Origin of the sequence: Pseudomonas sp. W3I7 (assembly GCF_030816095.1) — a bacterium.
Lineage (GTDB): Bacteria > Pseudomonadota > Gammaproteobacteria > Pseudomonadales > Pseudomonadaceae > Aquipseudomonas > Aquipseudomonas salomonii.
The window spans coordinates 6,107,182-6,124,730 of sequence record NZ_JAUSXP010000001.1 but is presented as its reverse complement, the minus strand read 5'-3'; the positions used below and the strand labels follow the sequence as shown (position 1 = coordinate 6,124,730).

1 protein-coding gene is annotated in these 17,549 nt (G+C 56.7%); it reads right to left on the bottom strand.

Annotated elements, in window-relative coordinates:
• Positions 1–86: 86 nt before the first annotated feature.
• A complete protein-coding gene (locus QF043_RS27990) occupies positions 87–17,333 on the bottom strand; it encodes a retention module-containing protein (RefSeq protein ID WP_307420970.1) in 17,247 nt (5,748 codons plus the stop codon).
• Positions 17,334–17,549 lie beyond the last annotated feature (216 nt).

Here is a 17,549-nt window from a genome sequence, read left to right as displayed (position 1 = left end):
AGTATGCGATGCAACCGGCCGCCACGGCCAGCGACGTATCGCCCAGGCAAATCGGCCGCCCTTGCGGGCGGCCGATAAATCACAGCTTAGGCGGTGTGGTCGATCTTGATGGTCGGGTCGGCACCGGTGATCAGCGAGTTGATACTGGTGTGCGACCAATCGTTGCCTTCCAGCTTGATCGTCACATTGGCATTGGCCAGGCCGCCGGCGGCGTTGAGCTTGCCTTCGCTGCTGATTTGCAGGGTCGACACGCCCTCTACCGTGGTGATCTTGAGGTAGTTGTCGATGGTGCTGTCCGTCTCACCTTTCAACAGATCCTTGAGATCGATCCGGTCACCTTCCGAGGCCTTGAAGTCCTTGATCACGTCGTTGCCGAAGTCGCCCGCCTTCCAGACGAAGGTGTCGGCACCCGAGCCGCCGATCAGGATGTCGTTGCCCGGCCCACCGATCAGCGTGTCGTTACCGGTACCGCCCAACAGGATGTCATTGCCTTTGCCGCCGTCCAGCAGGTCGTTGCCGCCCTGGCCGAACAGGATGTCGTCACCTGCGCCGCCCAACAGCGTGTCGTTGCCGTCCTTGGCACCGGAGACGTCGAAGTCCGCGTAGTGCTCGGTGACATACTGGTGCACGTTCGAGGTGGTCACCGCCGAGACAGCCACGCCGGTTTTTTGTGCCACAAAGGCCTGCAGTGCGTTGTAGCCCTCGCCGGTAATCCCGCTGAAGCTCACCAGGTCGCCGAAGAGGATGTCGTTGCCGTCGCCACCACTGAGGGTGTCGGCGCCTGGCAGCGTGGCCTCGGTGTGGCCGAGGATCGCGTTGGCCAGGTCCTTCGGATCGATGTTGCTTTGCGGCTTGCCATCGGTGTCGTAAGGCTTGAGGTCGTTGAGGCTGACGTCGCCGTTGATACCGATCGCTTCCACTTGCGACAACCCGCCCAGCAGCGCAAAGGCGCTTTTGGCATTGCTCAGCGTTGCCGAGTTGGTGCTGTTGCCCGTGCCGTCCAGGTTAGACAACTCAAAGGTACCGTCACCTTGGGCATGTACGGTGCCCAGGTCGGTGACGACCCATCGCCAGCCATTGTAGATTTGCAGCTGGGCGGCACCCGAATTGTCGATGGACAAGTAGTGCGTATTGTCGATGTAGGTGGAGAACGTTGTGCCAGGCGTGTAGTTGGCAGTCGTGACCACATTGTCGAACTTGACGTTGCCGTACAGCGTCGGGTTGGTCTGCTCGCCGCTCTGGTAGTACGTTGGCTGGCCGTCGGTGATGAAGTAAGTCAGGTTGGTCGCGCCGGTGTTGCTGGTGGCCAGGCCGCTCTGGAAGAAGTTGGCCGTGGTCTTGAACACGTCTTCGTAGTTGGTGCCGCCACCGGACTTCATCGAATCCAGCACCGCACTGAGCAAGGTCAGCGCGTTTGCATCGTTGAGGTTGATCGCAACCGACTTGTTCACCTGGGTATCGAAGTCCGCCACAAAGATGTTCACGGTGCCGGAGGTGTTGGCGCCCAGGCTGTCTTTGAGCGACTTGAACACTGACGTCAGCGAAGCCTTCGCCGCGTTGATCGAGTCGACGCTCATACTGCCGGAACTGTCCACCATGAACGCGATGTTGTAGTTCTTGCCTTGCACCACGTTCAGGCCGCCGATATCGGCCACGACGATGTCATTGCCGTCAGTGCCGACAATGTTGTCGCTGCCCGAAGTACCCGTCACCGAGTTGTAGGTCGCCGGGTACACGGTGACTGGCAATTGCGCCGTGGTGGACGCCGAACCGCCGATGCTTTCGGTAGAGGTCGACGTGACGGTCAGGTTGAACTGGCCGCTGTAATAGGTCGGCGGCTTGATGGTCAGGGTGTTGAGGTCCCAACCGGTCACGTTGACTTCGCCCACGCCTTTGGTCGCCGTGAACGTGTGCCCGGATGCATCGGTGAGTACCGAGCCTGCCGGCACGCCGCTGATCTTCACGCTCAGGGTTTCGGAGCCGTCGGTGTCGGTCAGTGCGGTGGTGACCTTGGACAGTTTGACGGTGCCGTTTTCCTGGCCTTCGTTGAGCTTGTAGCCCACGTAGTAACCGTCACCATTACTGCCATGCAGGTCGGAGACGGTCACACCGGCGTTGGTCAAATCAGTGAGGCCGGTGTACAGCGGCACGGTGCTGGTGCTCAAGTTCTGTATCGCCCCGCCGTTGATCGACAGATTGACGTCAAAGCTGCCAGGCCCCGCTTGGTTGGCTTGATAGATCTCGAGGCTGTAGTAACCGCTGACAGTTGGCGTAAACGAGCCGCTGAATTTGCCGCTGTTGGTCGCCCATACCCCGCTGGCAATGTCTTTACCGCCAACGTTGACCACCACACTGTCATCGGCGACGCCGCTGAAGGTGTAGCTCTTGCCAGCTTCCATGTACATCAGGCCGGAGATCTTGGAGCCGGAGCCGGCGTTGACATTGTCGACTGACTCGACATTGGTAACGACACTGGTGTTGTTCGGCGTACCTGCGTTGTCGATGGCTTTTTTCAGTACATCGGGTGCCGCGCCGTTCCCGTTGGTGCCGAGGCCGGCAATGCTGTTCCAGCCCTGTTTGATCAGACCGGTCGAGGCGACAGTGTTATCGGCCACGTTCAGCGTAGGTGCATCGGCCACCGGTGTGATATCGACTTTCACCGTGGCGCTGTTGCCCAGGTCCTTGCCGTCGGTAGGCTGGAACTTGAACTGCGCATAATCAGCCTGCTTGTTGCCAATGCCGGTGCCGCCGTAACCGTCGGCGCCGGATTCGTTGGCGTTAGGCATAAAGCGCAACTGGCCGCCGTCGATCTGGGCCTTGGTGAAGGTCTGGTTGGCAGTCACGTTGGTCCAGGTGGTGCCATCGGCTGCCAGGTATTGCAGCTTGCCGGCCACCGGCAGGTCGGTGATCTTCACGCCCAGGCTGGCTTGTGGCGAGTCCACATCGGTCACGCCGAAGTTGGCCCAGGTCAGTGCCAGCGGCGTGTCTTCGGTGCCGGTCACGGCGCTGCCGGTGGCGACCGGCGGATCGTTGACCGCCACTACGTTAACGGTGGTGGTGGCGACGTTGGAGTAGTTGCCGCCATCGGTCACGGTCACGGTGATGGTCCGTGGCGTGGTGCTTGGGTCGTGGCTGTTGTTGGTGAACGTGATGTTCTGGATACGCTGCATGTAATCAGCCAGCGTCGCGCTGCCCGACAACGTCAGGGTGATTGTGCCCGTCTGGTTGTTGGTGCTGACGCTGATGCCGTTCACGCTGTTGCCCAGGTTCAGTGCATCACCGGCCTGTGCGTTGGTCAGGGTAACCGTCGCGCCAGTCAGCATCGTGCTGTCCGGGTCGGTGATCTTGATATCGGTGTCGGCAATCGACACACCCGGCCCGGCGGTGCCTTCGGTGAAGGTGGTTCTGAAGTCGGCACCGGTGGCACCGCTGGAATTGTTGGCATCCAGGTCGATGACCGGCGGCGCATCGTTATCGATGATATTGGTGCTGACGCTGCCGTTGCCGACCACCAGGTTCTCGAAGTTGCCGCCGGTGGTCTTGTCGATGGTGATGACAATCTGTTCGGTCGGCTCGGTGATCTTGTCGTCGATCGTGGCGATGTTGAACGGCACGCTGCTGGCGCCGGCCGGGATCTTCACGGTGTATACGCCGTTGAAGTCCGAACCGTCGGTGGCGGTGCCGCTGTACTTGAGCGTCACGGTCACATCGGTTTGCGCCGGGTTGCTCAGCGTCAGCGTGTAATGCGCCGTGCCGCCTTCAGTCACCGAGGCATCGCCGGTGATGCTGATGGTGGTGTTGTCGATCGAATCAGTAATCGTAGTGACTACGGATTTAGGATCGGTAACCAAGTTCTCGAAGTTACCGCCGACGGCTTTGGTGATCGTGGCGCTGACGGTGGAACTGTTGTTGTAGACGTCGTTGGCTGGGGTGTGGAAAACCGTGGAGCCTGCGAAGTCGCCGGCTTTGATGGTGATCGTTTGGCCGTTGCTCAACGTTACGGTGACGTCGGTTTGCGCCTTGTTAGTCAAGGTCGCGGTGTAAGTGATGTCACCGCCTTCAACTACCGAGGCTTTATCTGCAGTCAGGGAAACCGTGGTGTTGTCGATCGAGTCGGTAATCGAAGTGACGGCCGCTTTCGGATCGGTGACCAGGTTCTCGAAGTTGCCGCCCGCGGTTTTGGCGATGGTGGTGCTGACGGTGGAACCATTGTTGTAGACGTCGTTAGCTGGGGTGTGGAACACCGCCGAGCCTGCGAAGTCGCCGGCTTTGATGGTGATCGTTTGGCCGTTGCTCAACGTTACGGTGACGTCAGTCTGCGCTTTGTTGGTCAAGGTCGCGGTGTAAGTGATGTCACCGCCTTCAACCACCGAGGCTTTATCAGCACTCAGAGAAACCGTGGTGTTATCGATCGAATCGGTAATCGAAGTGACGGCCGCTTTCGGATCGGTGACCAGGTTCTCGAAGTTGCCGCCCGCGGTTTTAGCGATGGTGGTGCTGACGGTGGAACCGTTGTTGTAGACGTCGTTCGCCGGAGTCTGGAAAACCGTCGAGCCTGCGAAGTCGCCGGCCTTGATGGTGATGGTCTGGCCATTGCTCAACGTTACGGTGACGTCAGTCTGCGCTTTGTTGGTCAAGGTCGCGGTGTAAGTGATGTCGCCGCCTTCAACCACCGACGCTTTATCAGCAGTCAGGGAAACCGTGGTGTTGTCGATCGAATCGGTAATCGAAGTGACGGCCGCTTTCGGATCGGTGACCAGGTTCTCGAAGTTGCCGCCCGCAGTTTTGGCGATCGTGGTGCTGACGGTGGAACCGTTGTTGTAGACGTCGTTAGCTGGGGTGTGGAACACCGCCGAGCCTGCGAAGTCGCCGGCTTTGATGGTGATCGTTTGGCCGTTGCTCAACGTTACGGTGACGTCGGTTTGCGCCTTGTTAGTCAAAGTCGCGGTGTAGGTGATATCGCCGCCCTCAACTACAGAGGCTTTATCAGCACTCAGGGAAACCGTGGTGTTGTCGATCGAGTCGGTAATCGAAGTGACGGCCGCTTTCGGATCGGTGACCAGGTTCTCAAAGTTACCGCCCGCGGTTTTAGCGATGGTGGTGCTGACGGTGGAACCGTTGTTGTAGACGTCGTTGGCTGGGGTGTGGAAAACCGTCGAGCCTGCGAAGTCGCCGGCTTTGATGGTGATCGTTTGGCCGTTGCTCAGCGTTACGGTGACGTCGGTTTGCGCCTTGTTAGTCAAGGTCGCGGTGTAAGTGATGTCACCGCCTTCAACCACCGAGGCTTTATCAGCACTCAGGGAAACCGTGGTGTTATCGATCGAGTCGGTAATCGAAGTGACGGCTGCCTTCGGATCGGTGACCAAGTTCTCGAAGTTACCGCCTTCGGTCTTCGCGATGGTGGTGCTGACAGTCGAACCGTTGTTATAGACGTCGTTGGCTGGGGTGTTAAACACGGTCGAGCCGACGGTTTCACCGGCCTTGATGGTGATCGTTTGGCCGTTGCTCAGCGTTACGGTGACGTCAGTCTGCGCTTTGTTGGTCAAGGTCGCGGTGTAAGTGATGTCACCGCCTTCAACTACAGAGGCTTTATCCGCAGTCAGCGAAACCGTGGTGTTGTCGATCGAGTCGGTAATCGAAGTGACGACCGCTTTCGGATCGGTGACCAGGTTCTCGAAGTTGCCGCCCGCAGTTTTGGCGATCGTGGTGCTGACGGTGGAGCTGTTGTTGTAGACGTCGTTAGCTGGGGTGTGGAAAACCGTGGAACCTGCGAAGTCGCCGGCTTTGATGGTAATGGTCTGGCCGTTGCTCAGCGTGACGGTAACGTCGGTTTGCGCCTTGTTGGTCAAGGTCGCTGTGTAGGTGATGTCGCCGCCTTCAACTACAGAGGCTTTATCTGCACTCAGCGAAACCGTGGTGTTGTCGATCGAATCGGTAATCGAAGTGACGGCCGCTTTCGGATCGGTGACCAGGTTCTCGAAGTTGCCGCCCGCAGTTTTGGCGATCGTGGTGCTGACGGTGGAACCGTTGTTGTAGACGTCGTTAGCTGGGGTGTGGAACACCGCCGAGCCTGCGAAGTCGCCGGCTTTGATGGTGATCGTTTGGCCGTTGCTCAACGTTACGGTGACGTCGGTTTGCGCCTTGTTAGTCAAAGTCGCGGTGTAGGTGATATCGCCGCCCTCAACTACCGAGGCTTTATCAGCACTCAGAGAAACCGTGGTGTTGTCGATCGAATCGGTAATCGAAGTGACGGCCGCTTTTGGATCGGTGACCAGGTTCTCGAAGTTGCCGCCTTCGGTTTTGGCGATAGTGGTGCTGACCGTGCTGCCGTTGTTGTAGACGTCATTGGCTGGAGTGTTGAACACAGTCGAGCCTGTGGTTTCACCGGCTTTGATAGTGATGGTCTGGCCGTTGCTCAGCGTTACGGTGACGTCGGTTTGAGCCTTGTTAGTCAAGGTCGCGGTGTAAGTGATGTCACCGCCTTCAACTACCGAGGCTTTATCAGCACTCAGAGAAACCGTGGTGTTATCGATCGAGTCGGTAATCGAAGTGACGGCCGCTTTCGGATCGGTGACTAGGTTCTCGAAGTTACCGCCTTCGGTCTTCGCGATGGTGGTGCTGACAGTCGAACCGTTGTTATAGACGTCGTTGGCTGGGGTGTTAAACACGGTCGAGCCGACGGTTTCACCGGCCTTGATGGTGATGGTCTGGCCATTCGAAAGTGTCACGGTAACGTCGGTTTGCGCCTTGTTAGTCAAGGTCGCGGTGTAGGTGATGTCGCCGCCTTCAACCACGGAGGCTTTATCAGCACTCAGGGAAACCGTGGTGTTGTCGATCGAATCGGTAATCGAAGTGACGGCCGCCTTCGGATCGGTGACCAGGTTCTCGAAGTTGCCGCCCGCAGTTTTGGCGATCGTAGTGCTGACGGTTGAGCCGTTGTTATAGACGTCGTTCGCCGGAGTCTGGAAAACCGTGGAGCCGACAGTTTCACCGGCCTTGATGGTGATCGTTTGGCCGTTGCTCAACGTTACGGTGACGTCAGTCTGCGCTTTGTTGGTCAAGGTCGCGGTGTAAGTGATGTCACCGCCTTCAACTACAGTGGCTTTATCCGCAGTCAGCGAAACCGTGGTGTTGTCGATCGAGTCAGTGATGGCTGTTTCAGCTGCCTTCGGATCGGTGACCAGGTTCTCGAAGTTACCGCCTTCGGTCTTCGCGATGGTGGTGATGACAGTCGAACCGTTGTTATAGACGTCGTTAGCTGGGGTGTGGAAAACCGTCGAGCCTGCGAAGTCGCCGGCTTTGATAGTGATCGTCTGGCCGTTCGAAAGCGTAACGGTAACGTCGGTTTGCGCTTTGTTGGTCAAGGTCGCGGTGTAAGTGATGTCACCGCCTTCAACTACAGAGGCTTTATCCGCAGTCAGCGAAACCGTGGTGTTGTCGATCGAATCGGTAATCGAAGTGACGGCCGCTTTCGGATCGGTGACCAGGTTCTCGAAGTTGCCGCCTTCGGTTTTAGCGATGGTGGTGCTGACGGTGGAACCGTTGTTGTAGACGTCGTTGGCTGGAGTGTTGAACACAGTCGAGCCTGTGGTTTCACCGGCTTTGATAGTGATCGTCTGGCCATTCGAAAGCGTCACGGTAACGTCGGTTTGCGCCTTGTTAGTCAAGGTCGCGGTGTAAGTGATGTCACCGCCTTCAACTACAGAGGCTTTATCTGCAGTCAGAGAAACTGTGGTGTTGTCGATCGAGTCGGTAATAGAAGTAACGGCTGCCTTCGGATCAGTGACCAGGTTCTCGAAGTTACCGCCTTCGGTTTTAGCGATCGTAGTGCTGACGGTTGAGCCGTTGTTATAGACGTCGTTGGCTGGAGTGTTAAACACGGTCGAGCCGACGGTTTCACCGGCCTTGATGGTGATGGTCTGGCCATTCGAAAGTGTCACGGTAACGTCGGTTTGCGCCTTGTTAGTCAAGGTCGCGGTGTAGGTGATGTCGCCGCCTTCAACCACGGAGGCTTTATCAGCACTCAGGGAAACCGTGGTGTTGTCGATCGAGTCGGTAATCGAAGTGACGGCCGCTTTCGGATCGGTGACCAGGTTCTCAAAGTTACCGCCCGCGGTTTTAGCGATGGTGGTGCTGACGGTGGAACCGTTGTTGTAGACGTCGTTAGCTGGGGTGTGGAACACCGTCGAGCCTGCGAAGTCGCCGGCTTTGATGGTGATCGTTTGGCCGTTGCTCAGCGTGACGGTAACGTCGGTTTGCGCCTTGTTAGTCAAGGTCGCGGTGTAAGTGATGTCACCGCCTTCAATCACCGACGCTTTATCAGCAGTCAGGGAAACCGTGGTGTTGTCGATCGAATCGGTAATCGAAGTGACGGCCGCTTTCGGATCGGTGACCAGGTTCTCGAAGTTGCCGCCCGCAGTTTTGGCGATCGTGGTGCTGACGGTGGAGCTGTTGTTGTAGACGTCGTTAGCTGGGGTGTGGAAAACCGTGGAACCTGCGGAGTCGCCGGCTTTGATGGTAATGGTCTGGCCGTTACTCAGCGTGACGGTAACGTCGGTTTGCGCCTTGTTGGTCAAGGTCGCTGTGTAGGTGATATCGCCGCCCTCAACTACAGAGGCTTTATCAGCAGCCAGGGAAACCGTGGTGTTGTCGATCGAATCGGTAATCGAAGTGACGGCCGCTTTCGGATCGGTGACCAGGTTCTCGAAGTTGCCGCCCGCAGTTTTGGCGATCGTGGTGCTGACGGTGGAGCTGTTGTTGTAGACGTCGTTAGCTGGGGTGTGGAAAACCGTGGAACCTGCGGAGTCGCCGGCTTTGATGGTAATGGTCTGGCCGTTACTCAGCGTGACGGTAACGTCGGTTTGCGCCTTGTTGGTCAAGGTCGCTGTGTAGGTGATATCGCCGCCCTCAACTACAGAGGCTTTATCAGCAGCCAGGGAAACCGTGGTGTTGTCGATCGAATCGGTAATCGAAGTGACAGCCGCTTTCGGATCGGTAACCAGGTTCTCGAAGTTGCCGCCTTCGGTTTTGGCGATAGTGGTGCTGACCGTGCTGCCGTTGTTATAGACGTCGTTGGCTGGAGTGTTAAACACGGTCGAGCCGACGGTTTCACCGGCCTTGATCGTGATGGTCTGGCCGTTGCTCAGCGTTACGGTGACGTCGGTTTGCGCCTTGTTAGTCAAGGTCGCGGTGTAAGTGATGTCACCGCCTTCAACCACCGAGGCTTTATCAGCAGTCAGAGAAACCGTGGTGTTGTCGATCGAGTCGGTAATCGAAGTGACGGCCGCTTTCGGATCGGTGACCAGGTTCTCGAAGTTACCGCCTTCGGTTTTGGCGATCGTAGTGCTGACCGTGCTGCCGTTGTTATAGACGTCGTTGGCTGGAGTGTTAAACACGGTCGAGCCGACGGTTTCACCGGCCTTGATGGTGATGGTCTGGCCATTCGAAAGTGTCACGGTAACGTCGGTTTGCGCCTTGTTAGTCAAGGTCGCGGTGTAGGTGATGTCGCCGCCCTCAACCACGGAGGCTTTATCAGCACTCAGGGAAACCGTGGTGTTATCGATCGAGTCGGTAATCGAAGTGACGGCCGCTTTCGGATCGGTGACCAGGTTCTCGAAGTTACCGCCTTCGGTCTTCGCGATGGTGGTGCTGACAGTCGAACCGTTGTTATAGACGTCGTTGGCTGGAGTGTTAAACACGGTCGAGCCGACGGTTTCACCGGCTTTGATAGTGATCGTCTGGCCATTCGAAAGCGTCACGGTAACGTCGGTTTGCGCCTTGTTAGTCAAGGTCGCTGTGTAAGTGATGTCACCGCCTTCAACCACCGAGGCTTTATCTGCAGTCAGGGAAACCGTGGTGTTATCGATCGAGTCGGTAATCGAAGTGACGGCCGCTTTCGGATCGGTGACCAGGTTCTCGAAGTTACCGCCTTCGGTCTTCGCGATGGTGGTGCTGACAGTCGAACCGTTGTTATAGACGTCGTTGGCTGGAGTGTTAAACACGGTCGAGCCGACGGTTTCACCGGCTTTGATAGTGATCGTCTGGCCATTCGAAAGCGTCACGGTAACGTCGGTTTGCGCCTTGTTAGTCAAGGTCGCTGTGTAAGTGATGTCACCGCCTTCAACCACCGAGGCTTTATCTGCAGTCAGGGAAACCGTGGTGTTGTCGATCGAGTCGGTAATCGAAGTGACGGCCGCCTTCGGATCGGTGACCAGGTTCTCGAAGTTACCGCCTTCGGTCTTCGCGATGGTGGTGCTGACAGTCGAACCGTTGTTATAGACGTCGTTGGCTGGAGTGTTGAACACAGTCGAGCCTGTGGTCTCACCGGCTTTAATAGTGATCGTCTGGCCGTTGCTCAGCGTCACGGTAACGTCGGTTTGCGCTTTGTTGGTCAAGGTCGCGGTGTAAGTGATGTCACCGCCTTCAACCACCGAGGCTTTATCAGCAGTCAGAGAAACCGTGGTGTTGTCGATCGAGTCGGTAATCGAAGTGACGGCCGCTTTCGGATCGGTGACCAGGTTCTCGAAGTTACCGCCTTCGGTTTTGGCGATCGTAGTGCTGACCGTGCTGCCGTTGTTATAGACGTCGTTGGCTGGAGTGTTAAACACGGTCGAGCCGACGGTTTCACCGGCCTTGATGGTGATGGTCTGGCCATTCGAAAGTGTCACGGTAACGTCGGTTTGCGCCTTGTTAGTCAAGGTCGCGGTGTAGGTGATGTCGCCGCCCTCAACCACGGAGGCTTTATCAGCACTCAGGGAAACCGTGGTGTTATCGATCGAGTCGGTAATCGAAGTGACGGCCGCTTTCGGATCGGTGACCAGGTTCTCAAAGTTACCGCCTTCGGTCTTCGCGATGGTGGTGCTGACAGTCGAGCCGTTGTTATAGACGTCGTTGGCTGGAGTGTTGAACACGGTCGAGCCGACGGTTTCACCGGCTTTGATAGTGATCGTCTGACCGTTCGAAAGCGTCACGGTAACGTCGGTTTGCGCTTTGTTGGTCAAGGTCGCGGTGTAAGTGATGTCACCGCCTTCAACCACGGAGGCTTTATCAGCAGTCAGGGAAATCGTGGTGTTGTCGATCGAGTCAGTGATGGCTGTTTCAGCTGCCTTCGGATCGGTGACCAGGTTCTCGAAGTTGCCGCCTTCGGTTTTAGCGATGGTGGTGCTGACGGTGGAACCGTTGTTGTAGACGTCGTTGGCTGGAGTGTTGAACACAGTCGAGCCTGTGGTTTCACCGGCTTTGATAGTGATCGTCTGGCCATTCGAAAGCGTAACGGTAACGTCGGTTTGCGCTTTGTTGGTTAAGGTCGCGGTGTAAGTGATGTCGCCGCCTTCAACCACCGAGGCTTTATCAGCACTCAGAGAAACTGTGGTGTTGTCGATCGAATCGGTAATAGAAGTAACGGCTGCCTTCGGATCAGTGACCAGGTTCTCGAAGTTACCGCCTTCGGTCTTCGCGATGGTGGTGCTGACAGTCGAACCGTTGTTGTAGACGTCGTTGGCTGGGGTGTTGAACACAGTCGAACCTGTGGTCTCACCGGCTTTGATGGTAATGGTCTGGCCGTTGCTCAGCGTGACGGTAACGTCGGTTTGCGCTTTGTTAGTCAAGGTTGCGGTGTAGGTGATGTCGCCGCCTTCAACTACCGATGCTTTATCAGCAGTCAGCGAAACCGTGGTGTTGTCGATCGAGTCAGTGATGGCTGTTTCAGCTGCCTTCGGATCGGTGACCAGGTTCTCGAAGTTGCCGCCTTCGGTTTTAGCGATGGTGGTGCTGACGGTGGAACCGTTGTTGTAGACGTCGTTGGCTGGAGTGTTGAACACAGTCGAGCCTGTGGTTTCACCGGCTTTGATAGTGATCGTCTGGCCATTCGAAAGCGTAACGGTAACGTCGGTTTGCGCTTTGTTGGTTAAGGTCGCGGTGTAAGTGATGTCGCCGCCTTCAACCACCGAGGCTTTATCAGCACTCAGAGAAACTGTGGTGTTGTCGATCGAATCGGTAATAGAAGTAACGGCTGCCTTCGGATCAGTGACCAGGTTCTCGAAGTTACCGCCTTCGGTCTTCGCGATGGTGGTGCTGACAGTCGAACCGTTGTTGTAGACGTCGTTGGCTGGGGTGTTGAACACAGTCGAGCCTGTGGTCTCACCGGCTTTGATGGTAATGGTCTGGCCGTTGCTCAGCGTGACGGTAACGTCGGTTTGCGCTTTGTTAGTCAAGGTTGCGGTGTAGGTGATGTCGCCGCCTTCAACTACCGATGCTTTATCAGCAGTCAGCGAAACCGTGGTGTTGTCGATCGAGTCAGTGATGGCTGTTTCAGCTGCCTTCGGATCGGTGACCAGGTTCTCGAAGTTGCCGCCTTCGGTTTTAGCGATGGTGGTGCTGACGGTGGAACCGTTGTTGTAGACGTCGTTGGCTGGAGTGTTGAACACAGTCGAGCCTGTGGTTTCACCGGCTTTGATAGTGATCGTCTGGCCATTCGAAAGCGTAACGGTAACGTCGGTTTGCGCTTTGTTGGTTAAGGTCGCGGTGTAAGTGATGTCGCCGCCTTCAACCACCGAGGCTTTATCAGCACTCAGAGAAACTGTGGTGTTGTCGATCGAATCGGTAATAGAAGTAACGGCTGCCTTCGGATCAGTGACCAGGTTCTCGAAGTTACCGCCTTCGGTCTTCGCGATGGTGGTGCTGACAGTCGAACCGTTGTTGTAGACGTCGTTGGCTGGGGTGTTGAACACAGTCGAGCCTGTGGTCTCACCGGCTTTGATGGTAATGGTCTGGCCGTTGCTCAGCGTGACGGTAACGTCGGTTTGCGCTTTGTTAGTCAAGGTTGCGGTGTAGGTGATGTCGCCGCCTTCAACTACCGATGCTTTATCAGCAGTCAGCGAAACCGTGGTGTTGTCGATCGAGTCAGTGATGGCTGTTTCAGCTGCCTTCGGATCGGTGACCAGGTTCTCGAAGTTGCCGCCTTCGGTTTTAGCGATCGTAGTGCTGACGGTTGAGCCGTTGTTATAGACGTCATTGGCTGGGGTGTTGAACACAGTCGAGCCTGTGGTCTCACCGGCTTTGATGGTAATGGTCTGGCCGTTGCTCAGCGTAACGGTAACGTCGGTTTGCGCTTTGTTGGTCAAGGTCGCGGTGTAGGTGATGTCACCGCCCTCAACCACGGAGGCTTTATCAGCACTCAGCGAAACCGTGGTGTTGTCGATCGAGTCAGTGATGGCTGTTTCAGCTGCCTTCGGATCAGTGACCAGGTTCTCGAAGTTGCCGCCTGAGGTTTTAGCGATGGTGGTGCTGACGGTGGAACCGTTGTTGTAGACGTCGTTAGCCGGGGTATGGAAAACCGTCGAGCCTGCGAAGTCGCCGGCCTTGATGGTGATGGTCTGGCCGTTGCTCAGCGTCACGGTAACGTCGGTTTGCGCCTTGTTAGTCAAGGTCGCGGTGTAAGTGATGTCGCCGCCTTCAACTACAGAGGCTTTATCCGCAGTCAGCGAAACCGTGGTGTTGTCGATCGAATCGGTAATCGAAGTGACGGCCGCTTTTGGATCAGTGACCAAATTCTCGAAGTTACCGCCTTCGGTCTTCGCGATGGTGGTGCTGACAGTCGAACCGTTGTTATAGACGTCGTTGGTTGGAGTCTGGAAAACCGTCGAGCCTGCGAAGTCGCCGGCCTTGATGGTGATGGTCTGGCCGTTGCTCAACGTTACGGTGACATCGGTTTGCGCTTTGTTAGTCAAGGTCGCGGTGTAGGTGATGTCGCCGCCTTCAACCACCGACGCTTTATCAGCACTCAGGGAAACCGTGGTGTTGTCGATCGAGTCGGTGATGGCTGTTTCAGCTGCCTTCGGATCGGTAACCAGGTTCTCAAAGTTACCGCCTTCGGTTTTGGCGATCGTAGTGCTGACGGTTGAGCCGTTGTTATAGACGTCATTGGCTGGGGTGTTGAACACAGTCGAGCCTGTGGTCTCACCGGCTTTGATGGTAATGGTCTGGCCGTTGCTCAGCGTAACGGTAACGTCGGTTTGCGCTTTGTTGGTCAAGGTCGCGGTGTAGGTAATGTCGCCGCCTTCAACTACCGAGGCTTTATCAGCAGTCAGAGAAACCGTGGTGTTGTCGATCGAGTCGGTGATGGCTGTTTCAGCTGCCTTCGGATCGGTAACCAGATTCTCAAAGTTGCCGCCTTCGGTTTTGGCGATCGTAGTGCTGACGGTCGAACCGTTGTTATAGACGTCGTTGGCTGGGGTGTTGAACACAGTCGAGCCTGTGGTCTCACCGGCTTTGATGGTAATGGTCTGGCCGTTGCTCAGCGTGACGGTAACGTCGGTTTGCGCTTTGTTAGTCAAGGTTGCGGTGTAGGTAATGTCGCCGCCTTCAACCACCGAGGCTTTATCAGCAGTCAGAGAAACCGTGGTGTTGTCGATCGAGTCGGTAATCGAAGTGACGGCTGCCTTCGGATCGGTGACCAGGTTCTCGAAGTTGCCGCCTTCGGTTTTAGCGATGGTGGTGCTGACGGTGGAACCGTTGTTGTAGACGTCGTTGGCTGGAGTGTTGAACACAGTCGAGCCTGTGGTTTCACCGGCTTTGATAGTGATCGTCTGGCCGTTGCTCAGCGTGACGGTAACGTCGGTTTGCGCTTTGTTGGTTAAGGTCGCGGTGTAAGTGATGTCACCGCCTTCAACTACCGAGGCTTTATCTGCAGTCAGGGAAACCGTGGTGTTGTCGATCGAGTCAGTGATGGCTGTTTCAGCTGCCTTCGGATCGGTGACCAGGTTCTCGAAATTACCGCCTTCGGTTTTGGCGATCGTAGTGCTGACGGTTGAGCCGTTGTTATAGACGTCATTGGCTGGGGTGTTGAACACAGTCGAGCCTGTGGTCTCACCGGCTTTGATGGTAATGGTCTGGCCGTTGCTCAGCGTAACGGTAACGTCGGTTTGCGCTTTGTTGGTCAAGGTCGCGGTGTAGGTGATGTCACCGCCCTCAACCACGGAGGCTTTATCAGCACTCAGCGAAACCGTGGTGTTGTCGATCGAGTCGGTAATCGAAGTGACGGCCGCTTTTGGATCGGTGACCAAGTTCTCGAAATTACCGCCTTCGGTTTTGGCGATCGTAGTGCTGACGGTCGAACCGTTGTTGTAGACGTCGTTGGCTGGGGTGTTGAACACAGTCGAGCCTGTGGTCTCACCGGCTTTAATAGTGATCGTCTGGCCATTCGAAAGCGTAACGGTAACGTCGGTTTGCGCTTTGTTGGTTAAGGTCGCGGTGTAAGTGATGTCGCCGCCCTCAACCACGGAGGCTTTATCAGCACTCAGAGAAATCGTGGTGTTGTCGATCGAATCGGTAATCGTAGTAACCGCAGGCGTCGTGCTCGGTACCAGATTCTCAAAATTGCCACCGGTCGCACCGGTAATAGTGGTGCTTACAGTCGAACCATTGTTGTAAACGTCGTTAGCCGGTGTATCGACAACAACAGTGCCAACCGACTCCCCAGCCTTGATGGTAATCACCGAGCCATTGCTCAAGGTGACAGTCACCGGGGTTTGCGCCGGGTTGGTCAGGGTAGCGGTGTAGGTAATCTGACCGCCTTCGGTCACGGTGTTACCCGCCGTCAACGTGACGGTGGTGGTGTCGATCGAATCAGCGATCGTAGTAGCCGCAGGCGTAGTGCTCGGTACCAGGTTTTCAAAGTTGCCACCGGTCGCACCGGTAATAGTAGTGCTGACAGTCGAACCGTTGTTGTAGACGTCATTAGCCGGTGTATCGACCACAACAGTACCCGTCGACTCCCCAGCCTTGATGGTAATCACCGAGCCATTGCTCAAGGTGACAGTCACCGGGGTTTGCGCCGGGTTGGTCAGGGTAGCGGTGTAGGTAATCTGACCGCCTTCGGTCACTGTGTTGCCCGCCGTCAGCGTGACGGTGGTGGTGTCGATCGAATCGGTGATCGTGGTAACCGCAGGCGTCGTGCTTGGTACCAGATTCTCAAAATTGCCACCGGTCGCACCGGTAATAGTGGTGCTTACAGTCGAACCATTGTTGTAAACGTCGTTAGCCGGTGTATCGACCACAACAGTGCCAACCGACTCCCCGGCCTTGATGGTAATCACCGAGCCGTTGCTCAAGGTGACAGCCACCGGCGTCTGCGCCGGATTGGTCAAGGTAGCGGTATAGGTAATCTGACCGCCTTCGGTCACGGTGTTACCCGCCGTCAGCGTGACGGTGGTGGTGTCGATCGAATCAGTGATCGTAGTAACCGCAGGCGTAGTGCTCGGTACCAGGTTTTCAAAGTTGCCACCGGTCGCACCGGTAATAGTAGTGCTGACAGTCGAACCGTTGTTGTAGACGTCATTAGCCGGTGTATCGACCACAACAGTACCCGTCGACTCCCCAGCCTTGATGGTAATCACCGAGCCATTGCTCAAGGTGACAGTCACCGGCGTCTGCGCCGGGTTGGTCAAGGTGGCGGTATAGGTAATCTGACCGCCTTCGGTCACGGTATTACCCGCCGTCAACGTGACGGTGGTGGTGTCGATGGTGTCGGTAATCTGCGTAACAGCCGGGTTCGGGTCAATCGTCAGCACCAGGTTGTTGCCGCCGGTGGTGCCGGTGACGTTCACGTTGATCTGGCTTGGGTCGATGTACGGGCTGTCATTCGGTGCCAGCGGCACGTTGACGGTGCCGGTCAGTTGGCCGGCGGTGATGGTGATCACTGCGCCGTTGGACAGGGTGATGCTCAAGTCATTGACCGGCGGCTGCGTGACGGTGGCGGTGTAGGTCAGCACACCACCGGCTTCGGTGACGGTCGGCGTTGCGCTCAGCGTCAGGGTCGACGTCTGCAAGACCAGGTTGCCATTGCCGCCGGCGTTTTGGGCGCCCGTGAGTTGGGTTGTTGTCGCGGCGCCCTGGCCCAGTGGGCCGGTCGGGAAGCCGATCGTCGGGTCGACACGGCCCGCAGTCGCGTCCAGTACAACAAAGCTGTGGCCCCCGCCGGCAGCACCATTACCGGCAGCCGTCGCGCCGGCGGCGGTAGCATCCAGGTCGGTGGTCGGGTCGGCGCCCGCGACGATGGCTTGCTGCAGTTCGGCAACCGACGGCGCGGCGTTCTCGGCGGCAGCGGCCAGGTCAAGGCTGGAGTCCGGCAGGTCGGCGCTCCACTGGGTTTCACGGCCCAGGTCCAGGGTGCGACCGTCGGCCAGCTCAAGGCTTACGGCGCCGGACATGCCGGTGTCGACCTGGTCACCTGCGAACAGGCGATCACCTTCTACAAGGACACGGCGCGTCCCTTCCGGAGAAATAACGAAAACTTGACCAACAATGCTTTTGACGATGGCAACAACACTGCTCATTAAAGATTTCTCCGGCGATCCGTTTCTGATGAATTCCATGTGGCCGCTCGCGGGGGTGAGGGCCAGACAGGAGGGGGCGTAGTCTAAGTAGTTACTGACGTCAAATTATTGGCTAGATTTATTCGCTATCTAGTTTATGCCAAACTATTGACCTTCTGGTCGCCATCCTAAACAATTGGCCCCGTAATGTCACATTGATATTTATGCGGCGAACCG

Bases quoted from the DNA above. Each gene is read 5' to 3' on its own strand.
- QF043_RS27990 (WP_307420970.1), bottom strand. From the start codon at position 17,333: ATGAGCAGTGTTGTTGCCATCGTCAAAAGCATTGTTGGTCAAGTTTTC.